General features: G+C 68.0%; 10 protein-coding genes. 5 read left to right on the forward strand and 5 right to left on the reverse strand.

The annotated features are described in order from the left end of the window. Positions 1-87: 87 nt before the first annotated feature. Positions 88-642 (reverse strand): bifunctional adenosylcobinamide kinase/adenosylcobinamide-phosphate guanylyltransferase, encoded by a 555-nt coding sequence (cobU, locus tag G3O00_RS36540; RefSeq protein ID WP_011352896.1) that lies wholly within the window; start codon positions 640-642, stop codon positions 88-90. A 74-nt stretch (positions 643-716) separates the two neighbouring features. On the opposite strand from cobU, the gene G3O00_RS36545 reads away from it, so the two are divergent. From G3O00_RS36545 to G3O00_RS36560, 4 genes are all read left to right on the forward strand, one after another. Further along, positions 717-2,219 carry a cobyric acid synthase gene (locus G3O00_RS36545; protein WP_206145917.1) on the forward strand — a complete coding sequence of 501 codons (1,503 nt, stop codon included), beginning with the start codon at positions 717-719 and terminating at the stop codon, positions 2,217-2,219. An 81-nt stretch (positions 2,220-2,300) separates the two neighbouring features. Beyond that, positions 2,301-2,441 (forward strand): hypothetical protein, encoded by a 141-nt coding sequence (locus tag G3O00_RS36550; protein WP_167316019.1) that lies wholly within the window; start codon positions 2,301-2,303, stop codon positions 2,439-2,441. Positions 2,442-2,590: 149 nt separating this feature from the next. Further along, positions 2,591-3,004 carry a DoxX family protein gene (locus tag G3O00_RS36555; protein ID WP_206145918.1) on the forward strand — a complete coding sequence of 138 codons (414 nt, stop codon included), beginning with the start codon at positions 2,591-2,593 and terminating at the stop codon, positions 3,002-3,004. Positions 3,005-3,140: 136 nt separating this feature from the next. Then, positions 3,141-3,809, forward strand: a complete 669-nt coding sequence (locus G3O00_RS36560) for a ParA family protein (RefSeq protein ID WP_206145919.1) — start codon at positions 3,141-3,143, stop codon at positions 3,807-3,809. Positions 3,810-3,940: 131 nt separating this feature from the next. On the opposite strand, the gene panD is transcribed toward G3O00_RS36560, so the two are convergent. The 4 genes from panD to G3O00_RS36580 form a co-directional block, all read right to left on the reverse strand. Next, positions 3,941-4,327 (reverse strand): aspartate 1-decarboxylase, encoded by a 387-nt coding sequence (gene panD / locus G3O00_RS36565; RefSeq protein WP_011352892.1) that lies wholly within the window; start codon positions 4,325-4,327, stop codon positions 3,941-3,943. A 42-nt stretch (positions 4,328-4,369) separates the two neighbouring features. Further along, positions 4,370-5,209, reverse strand: a complete 840-nt coding sequence (panC, locus tag G3O00_RS36570) for a pantoate--beta-alanine ligase (protein WP_011352891.1) — start codon at positions 5,207-5,209, stop codon at positions 4,370-4,372. A gap of 265 nt (positions 5,210-5,474) precedes the next feature. Then, positions 5,475-6,347: a ScpA family protein gene (locus tag G3O00_RS36575; RefSeq protein ID WP_011352890.1), complete on the reverse strand. Its 873-nt coding sequence runs from the start codon at positions 6,345-6,347 to the stop codon at positions 5,475-5,477. Positions 6,348-6,351: 4 nt separating this feature from the next. After that, the gene (locus G3O00_RS36580) at positions 6,352-6,540 is read right to left on the reverse strand and encodes a DUF3460 family protein (RefSeq protein WP_011352889.1); all 189 of its coding nucleotides are present in this window, start codon (positions 6,538-6,540) and stop codon (positions 6,352-6,354) included. 266 nt (positions 6,541-6,806) lie between these two features. Between G3O00_RS36580 and G3O00_RS36585 the strand changes: the two genes are divergently transcribed. Next, entirely contained in the window at positions 6,807-8,621 is a 1,815-nt protein-coding gene (locus G3O00_RS36585; RefSeq protein ID WP_206145920.1) for an autotransporter assembly complex family protein, read from the forward strand. Positions 8,622-8,727 lie beyond the last annotated feature (106 nt).

Here is an 8,727-nt window from a genome sequence, read left to right on the forward strand (position 1 = left end):
TTTCGATGCGTTCGGCCGCCTCGCCGATCGCGCGGTCGATGATCGCAGCCGCGACCGCGAACATCGCGACGACGGGCAGCGACAGCATCAGCATGACGGCGCTCCGGTCTTGAGGTCGAGCGGCAGCCCGGCGACGAGCAGCGTCACGCGCGTCGCGAGTGCGGCGACGCGCTGGTTCAGGCGCCCGAGTTCGTCGACGTAGCGCCGCGTGACCGACCCGAGCGGCACGACGCCGAGCCCGATCTCGTTGCTGACGACGATGACCTTCGCGCGCGCGCCGCGCAACGCATGCTCGAGCCGGTCGACCTGTGCCGCGTACTGCGCATCGTCGAGCGGTTCGCCGTCGGCCGGGCACAGCAGGTTCGTGAGCCACAGCGTCAGGCAATCGACGAGCAGGCACGCGTGCGGATCGTCGAGCCGCGCGAGCGTGCCGGCGAGATCGACGGGCGCATCGGCGAAACCCCAGTCGGCCGGCCGGCGCGCGCGATGGTGTGCGATGCGCTGCGCGAATTCGTCATCGGCGGCGGTTGCGGTCGCGATGTAGGTGACGGGGAGGCCGCTGTCGGCGGCGAGCCGCTCGGCATGCGCGCTCTTGCCCGAGCGCGCGCCGCCGAGGACGAAGGTGAGGTCGTGCGGAATCATCGCGTGATTGTAACGGCGCGGGCATACCGGCGCGGGGGATAATGCGGCCTTTGCTTCGCGACGACCTTTACACGATGAATGCACCCGAGCCGCGGCCGCGCGGCACGCTGATGATCCAGGGCACCACGTCCGACGCGGGCAAGAGCACGCTGGTTGCGGGCCTGTGCCGGCTGGCCCGCCGCGCCGGCGCGCGCGTTGCGCCGTTCAAGCCGCAGAACATGGCGCTCAACAGCGCGGTGACGGCCGACGGCGGCGAGATCGGCCGCGCGCAGGCGCTGCAGGCGCTGGCCGCGGGCGTCGCGCCGCATACGGATTTCAACCCCGTGCTGCTGAAGCCGACGAGCGACCGCGGCGCGCAGGTGATCATTCACGGCAAGGCGCGCATGAACCTCAATGCGCGTGCGTATCACGACTACAAGCCGGTCGCGTTCGACGCGGTGCTCGAGTCGTACGCGCGCCTGCGCGCCGGCTACGACACGGTGATCGTCGAGGGCGCAGGCAGCCCGGCGGAGATCAACCTGCGCGAGGGCGACATCGCGAACATGGGATTTGCCGAACGTGTCGACTGCCCGGTCGTGCTGGTCGCCGACATCGACCGCGGCGGCGTGTTCGCGCACCTGGTCGGCACGCTCGCGTGCCTGTCGGACAGCGAGCGCGCGCGCGTGCGCGGCTTCGTGATCAACCGCTTCCGCGGCGATTTCAAGCTGCTCGAACCGGGGCTCGACTGGCTGCGCGCGCAAACGGGCAAGCCCGTGTTCGGCGTGCTGCCGTACCTGCACGGGCTGCTGCTCGACGCCGAGGACATGCTGCCCGCACAGGCGCGCAGCGCTGCCGCACGCGGTGACGCCGGCGTGCTGCGCGTCGTCGTGCCGGCGCTGCCGCGCATCAGCAACCACACCGATTTCGATCCGCTGCGCGCGCATCCGCAGGTCGAATTCACGTACTGGAAGAGCGGCCCCGTGCCGGACGCCGACCTGCTGATCCTGCCCGGGTCGAAGAGCGTGCAGCGCGATCTCGCATGGCTGCGCGACGCGGGCTGGGACACGCTGATCCGTCGCCACCTGCGCTACGGCGGCAAGGTGATCGGGATCTGCGGCGGGATGCAGATGCTCGGCCGCACGCTCGACGATCCGCTCGGCCTCGAAGGCGCGCCCGGTAGCGTGCCGGGGCTCGGGCTGCTCGATTTCGGCACGACGCTGCAGCCCGACAAGACGCTGAAGAACGTGACGGGACATCTCGCGCTGCCGGGCGGGGCCGCGGTACACGGCTACGAGATCCACATGGGCGATACGCACGGGCCTGCGCTTGCTTCTCCCGCGCTCGCGTTGGCAGCCGACGCCGCGCAGGACGGCACGCGCCCCGACGGCGCGGTGTCCGACGATGGCCAGATCCTCGCGACCTACGTGCACGGGCTGTTCGACTCGCCCGACGCCTGCGCGGCGTTGCTCGCGTGGGCCGGGCTCGACGGCGCGGAACGAATCGACTATCCGGCGCTGCGCGAGGCATCGCTCGAACGGCTGGCCGACACGTTCGCCGACCATCTCGACCTCGACGCGCTGTACGCCGAGTTTCGCTGACGCGGGTTGGGCCGCGCTCGCTTTTTCCACCGGATCGCGTACAACACAGATGGGCGGATATCCGCCTGGAGGAGTGCGACGATGAAGGCTCGATGGTGGTGGAGCGTGCTGCTCGCGGCGCTGCTGGGCGCGTCGGCGGTTGCGCACGCGTGCGATTCGTACGCACCGGGCGGCAGCCAGTCCGGTTCCGGCGACGCCACACAAGGCAAGAGCGGTTACTGAAGCAGGTTGCGGGGCATGATCGGTCATGCCCCTTTTTACGTCGTGATTAACTCCGTATGGGAATCAGTTAAAGCGAATTGGCGCGTTTATCGGTCGAATTGATTCGAATAGAGTGCAATCCATTCACACCACTCACGAAGGAATTCGCCATGAACCCCAATCGCCTCAACGATTTCGCCGCGACCCTGCTACGCGTTGCGCTCGGCGTGCTGTACCTCGCGCACGTCGCGCAGAAGGTGTTCGTCTTCACGCTGCCGGGCACCGCGCAGTTCTTTGCGTCGATCGGTCTGCCGGGCTGGCTCGCGTACCTGACGACGTTCGTCGAACTGGCCGGCGGCCTGGCGCTGGTCGCAGGCTTGCGCGTGCGCATCGCCGCGCTCGTGCTGCTGCCGTTCATGCTCGGCGCGACCGCCGCGCATTTGCCGAACGGCTGGAGCTTCGCGTCACCGAACGGCGGTTGGGAATATCCGGCGCTCTGGGCGGTCACGCTTGCCGTGCAAGCGCTGCTGGGCGGCGGCGCGTTCGCGCTCGGCGCACGGGAGGCCGCGGCTCAGCGTGCGTAACGGGTAAGTAAGCGCACCCGGGGCGGCGCAACCCGTTCCGGTGACACCCCGTTTGCCGATATCATCGCTCCCTGTATCCGCATTCGAGCGGCGCCTGCCATGCGGTGGGCGCCGCGCGGCTTTTTCGGGGGAATTCATGACGGTGATCGTGGTGGCGAATCCGAAGGGCGGCGTGGGGAAGAGCACGCTGTCCACCAATCTTGCCGGCTATTTCGCGGCGCAGGGCGCGTGGGTCGCGCTCGCGGACCTGGACCGGCAGCAGTCCGCGCACGCGTGGCTCGACCTGCGGCCGGCCGGATTGCCGGCGATCGAGGCATGGGAGCTCGATCCGGACGCGCCGACGAAGCCGCCACGCGGCCTCGAGTATGCCGTGATCGATACGCCGGCCGGCCTGCACGGCAACCGGCTCAACGTCGCGCTGCAACTGGCCGACAAGGTGATCGTGCCGCTGCAGCCGTCGATGTTCGATATTCTGGCCACGCAGCAGTTTCTGGAGCGCCTCGCCGGCGAGAAGGCCGTGCGCAAGGGCAGTGTCGAGGTCGGGATCGTCGGGATGCGGGTCGATGCGCGCACGCGCTCGTCGGATCAGCTTCACCGGTTCGTCGAAGGGCTCGGCCTGCCGGTGCTCGGCTACGTGCGCGACACGCAGAACTACGTGCAGATCGCCGCGCACGGCCTCACGTTGTGGGACGTCGCGAAGAGCCGGGTCGAGAAGGATCTCGAGCAGTGGCGGCCGATCGTCGAATGGGCCGAACGCCGGGCGCCGAAGGCAGAGAAGACGGAGAAGGCCGTCAAGGCGTCCTGATCGCGCGGCCGCCGGGCCGGCGCACGATGAAATGAGAAAGGGCCGGATTCCGTCGAGTGCGGAATCCGGCCCTTTGACTAAGAGCGGCGCGGCTACTCCCGCGCGCCAGGGCACGCGGATCGCCGTTCAGGTCAGGTCCAGTTCTGCGTCGGCACGTGATCGCGGTGGCCCTTGATCTTGTTGCCGTCGTCCATGAACACGAGCTTCGGCTTCCAGCCGGCCTGCAGCTCGGCTTCGTCGACCATTGCGAATGCCGCGATGATCACGAGGTCGCCGAGTTGCGCGCGACGCGCGGCCGAGCCGTTCAGCGAGATCATCCCGCTGCCGCGCTCACCCTTGATCGCGTACGTCGAGAAGCGCTCGCCGTTGTTGATGTTCCAGATGTCGATCCGTTCGTTCTCGATGATGCCCGATGCTTCGAGCAGGTCTTCGTCGATCGCGCACGAGCCTTCGTAGTGCAGCTCGCAGTGCGTGACGGCCGCACGGTGGATCTTCGATTTGAGCATGTGGCGCTGCATGGTGTCTCCGTGATGCGTGAGAGGCGCGGGCGGGGCGGCCCGTCAGATTTCCAGGTTGTCGATGAGGCGCGTCGCGCCGAGCTTCGCGGCCGCGACGACGACGAGCGGTTCGCCGGCTTCGAGCTGGGCCGCGTCCGGCGCGATCAGGTTCGCGCGGCGGCGGATCGAGATGTAGTCGGGCGCCCAGCCGCGGCCGGCCAGATGCGTGCGGGCCATTTCTTCGAGCTTGCCGAGGTCGTGCTCGCCGCCGAGCACGCTTTCGCGGATGCGCTGCAGCGTCTTCGCGAGTTCGGGCGCTTCGCTGCGCTCGTCGGCCGACAGGTAGCGGTTGCGCGACGACAGCGCGAGGCCGTCCTCGTCGCGCACGGTTTCGGCGGCGATGATGTCGACCGGCAGCGCGAGCTGCTGGCACATGCGGCGCACGATCATCAGCTGCTGGTAGTCCTTCTTGCCGAACACGGCGACGCGCGGCTGCACGCAGGCCATCAGCTTCGTCACGACGGTGCACACGCCGGTGAAGAAGCCGGGCCGGAATTCCCCTTCGAGGATCCCGCCGAGATCGTCCGGCGGCAGCACGCGATATTCCTGCGGTTCCGGGTACATGTCGCGCTCGGTCGGCGCGAACAGCACGTAGACGTTTTCCTTCTGCAGCTTCTCGATATCGTCCTGGAGCGTGCGCGGATACTTGTCGAAATCCTCGTTCGGGCCGAATTGCAGCCGGTTGACGAAGATGCTCGCCACGACCGGGTCGCCGTGCTGGCGCGCGAGGCGCATCAGCGACAGGTGCCCTTCGTGCAGGTTGCCCATCGTCGGCACGAACGCCGTGCGGTTCTGTCCGCGCAGCTGGTCGCGCAGTTCATGGATCGAGCTGATGACTTTCATGATCGGGTAGCGGGTTCCTCGCGCTGGCGCGCGTTGGCGCCGCAGCAGCGGCGTCGGGGTCGAAGCGGAGAACGCCGGCGCGCGGGCGGCGCATCGGGCGTCGGCGGATTGTAGAGGATTTGCCCGCCAAACGCATCGATAAAAGAACGGTCGTTCACTTTTTAATCGGGCGTGCCGGCAACCACTCGCGCGGCCACGCCGGGCTGCGGTGAGGCGGCGAGTGTGCCGGGATGACTCGGGAGAACGGAAAGGGCGGGCGCGGGGGTTACGCGGGCAGGTACGCGAGACGCACGTAGATCGGCGCGAACGGCTCGGCCTGGGTGATCTCGAGGAGCGACTCGCGCGCGAGTTCGAGCATCGCGATGAAATTCACGACGACGACCGGCACGCCGCGCGACGTGTCGAACAGCTCGGCGAACTCCATGAAGCGCGCGTTCTGCAGCCGGCGCAGGATCAGGCTCATGTGCTCGCGCACCGACAGCTCCTCGCGGGAGATCTTGTGGTGCTGGACGAGCTTCGCGCGCTTGAGCACGTCGGCCCATGCGGCGCGCAGGTCGTCCGAATTCACGTCGGGGAAGCGCGGCGTGACGCTCTGCTCGATGTAGACCTCGGCGCGCAGGAAGTCGCGGCCGAGCTGCGGCAACTGGTCGAGCCGCTGCGCGGCGAGCTTCATCTGCTCGTACTCGAGCAGGCGGCGCACGAGTTCGGCGCGCGGATCCTCGGCTTCCTCGCCGGTGTCGGCCTTCTTGACCGGCAGCAGCATCCGCGACTTGATCTCGATCAGCATCGCCGCCATCAGCAGATACTCGGCCGCGAGCTCGAGGTTCGACGTGCGGATCTGGTCGACGTAGCCCAGATATTGCGCGGTGACCTGCGCCATCGGGATGTCGAGCACGTTGAAGTTCTGCTTGCGGATCAGGTAGAGCAGCAGGTCGAGCGGGCCTTCGAAGGTCTCGAGGAAGATCTCGAGCGCATCGGGCGGGATGTAGAGATCCTGCGGCAGCTTGAAGAGCGGCTCGCCGTACAGGCGAGCGAATGCCGCGACACCGTCGACCGTGTCGGGCGTCGAATCGGCGCCCGCGGGCGCGGCGATCGCGTCGTCCTGCCGGGCGGCGCTGGCCTCGTCTGCGGCGCTCACGTCGTCAGAAGTTCTGGTAGTAGACGTACGACGTTTGCTTCACGCGCGATTCCTGCTGCTCGGCGCGCTCTTCGAGGTCGATCGGCTGCTTGTCCCACAGCAGGGAACGGCCCTTGCGCTGCTCATCCTCGAGCGTCGGCTTCTGCTGCTTGAGCTGGTTCAGGAACTGCGTGACATCGGACTGGTACGGCATGGCTGGGTTTTCCGTTTCGGGCGGCGCACGATGCGCCGGATTCACGATGGCGGGATTTTACCGCATCGCGGGAACGGCCGGCGTCAATCGCGCGTCGAATCCGCGGGGCGGCGTGCAGCCGGCACCCGGACGCGCGCCGTCGCGCATGACGCCGCGGCCGCGCTCGCGCGCGCAGCGGTTTACAAACATTAAGCTTTGGTGCCAGCCCCCTGTGGTCAAATACAGGGTTTTCCACAAAACCGTGATAACCGAGGGCGAGGTCATATTTGGCGGGGCAGTCGAACCAGCAAGCACACACGGCACATGACGCGGGCCCGCGCGTGGAACGCAATCGCGCCGGCGTCGCGGCTCGCGCCGCGCGGGCGACCCTCGCGGGTTGCCTTGCCGCGTGCTTCGCGCTGCCGGCCCACGCGAAGTACAACGTCGACATCGATGCGCCGCGTTCGGTTCGCAAGCTGCTCAAGTCGCATCTCGATATCGCACGCTTCGCGAAGCGCGACGACATCAGCGACGACCAGTTCGACTTCCTCGTCACCGCCACGCCGCAACAGGTGCGCGACCTGACCGCGACGGCCGGCTATTTCTCGCCGGTCGTGCGCACCGACGTGCGCACGCGCGACGGCAAGCGCGACGTGCGCGTCGCGGTCGATCCGGGGAAGCAGACGATCGTGTCGAGCGTCGACCTGACGTTCAAGGGGCCCATCGACACCGAGGATCCGAAGCAGGAAGCCGCGACCCGTTTCGCGTTTTCGCTGAAACCGGGCGACCCGTTCACGCAGTCCGACTGGGACGGCGCGAAGGGCGCGGCGCTCAAGCAACTGCAGTCGCGCCGCTATCTCGGCGGGAAGATCGCGTCGTCGGAAGCGCGCATCGACCCGCGCACGCAGCGCGCGACGCTCGCGGTCACGTTCGACAGCGGCCCGACGTTCACGATCGGCAAGGTCGACGTCGACGGTGTGCGGCGCTATCCGGAAAAGGTCGTCACGAACGTCAATCCGCTGTCGGAAGGCGAGATCTACGACGTGCAGCGCATCACCGAACTGCAGCGGCAGTTGCAGAACACGCCCTATTACGCGAGCGTCGCGATCGACGTCGGCGACGATACGGCGAAGCCCGAGCGCACGCCCGTGCACGTGAAGGTCAGCGAGTTCCCGTACAACAACATCCGCGGGGGTGTCGGTTTTGCCACCGATACCGGGCCGCACGTGCAGGGTTCCTATACGTATCTCGACACGTTTGGCGCCGCGTGGCCGCTGACCGTGTCGGGCCGGCTCGACCAGATCCAGCAATACGGGCAGGTCCAGCTGTCGATGCCGCCGGGCGCGAAGGGCTGGACCAACAGCGTGCTCGCGTCGTACACGAACACCAACGTGTCGGACACGCGCATCTACAGCGCGCGGGTCGGCGTGCAGCGCACGCGCACCGGCCAGTTCATCGACTATTCGTATTCGCTGATGTACTACCAGGACCGGCTCGACCAGAACGGCGCGGGTCCGACCACGAGCCGCGCGCTCGTGCCGCAATGGGCGTGGACACGCCGCAACGTCGACGATCCGCTGTTCCCGCGTTCGGGCAACCTGATCCACGCGGAGGCCGGTTTTGCGATCAAGGGCGTGGCGACCGACCAGTCCTTCATCCGCGGCTACGCGCGCGGCCAGCAGTACCTGCCGATCGGCAAGCGCGACCTGTTCGTGTTCCGCGCGGAGCTCGGCGGCGTGTTCACGAGCGGCAGCTCGACCGGCGTGCCGGCGTCGCTGCTGTTCCGCGCGGGCGGCTCGAACTCGGTGCGCGGCTACGGCTACCAGAGCATCGGCAACAGCGTCGACGGCTCCGTGCTGCCGACCAAGTACCTGATGACGGGCACTGCCGAATACCAGCACTGGTTCAACCGCGACTGGGGCGCCGCGACGTTCTTCGACATCGGCACCGCCACCGATGCGTGGGGCGAGCGCGTGTTCTACCCGGGTGTCGGCATCGGCGCGCGCTGGCGCAGCCCCGTCGGCCCGATCAACGTCGATGTCGCGTACGGGTTGCGCAACCATAGCGTGCGCCCGTACCTGACGCTCGGCATCGCTTTCTGACCGTACCGCTTCACCAACGACGAACCGCATGACGAAGGACCCGAACGACACGCCGCCGCCTCACGATCCGGACTCGCCCGACGGCGCGCCCGACGCGCCGCCGCGC

Origin of the sequence: Burkholderia sp. Ac-20384 (genome assembly GCF_017104605.1) — a bacterium.
Lineage (GTDB): Bacteria > Pseudomonadota > Gammaproteobacteria > Burkholderiales > Burkholderiaceae > Burkholderia > Burkholderia lata.

Coding starts and splice junctions, on each gene's coding strand:
- cobU (WP_011352896.1), bottom strand. CDS start 642: ATGATTCCGCACGACCTCACCTTCGTCCTCGGCGGCGCGCGCTCGGGC.
- G3O00_RS36545 (WP_206145917.1), top strand. CDS start 717: ATGAATGCACCCGAGCCGCGGCCGCGCGGCACGCTGATGATCCAGGGC.
- G3O00_RS36550 (WP_167316019.1), top strand. CDS start 2,301: ATGAAGGCTCGATGGTGGTGGAGCGTGCTGCTCGCGGCGCTGCTGGGC.
- G3O00_RS36555 (WP_206145918.1), top strand. CDS start 2,591: ATGAACCCCAATCGCCTCAACGATTTCGCCGCGACCCTGCTACGCGTT.
- G3O00_RS36560 (WP_206145919.1), top strand. CDS start 3,141: ATGACGGTGATCGTGGTGGCGAATCCGAAGGGCGGCGTGGGGAAGAGC.
- panD (WP_011352892.1), bottom strand. CDS start 4,327: ATGCAGCGCCACATGCTCAAATCGAAGATCCACCGTGCGGCCGTCACG.
- panC (WP_011352891.1), bottom strand. CDS start 5,209: ATGAAAGTCATCAGCTCGATCCATGAACTGCGCGACCAGCTGCGCGGA.
- G3O00_RS36580 (WP_011352889.1), bottom strand. CDS start 6,540: ATGCCGTACCAGTCCGATGTCACGCAGTTCCTGAACCAGCTCAAGCAG.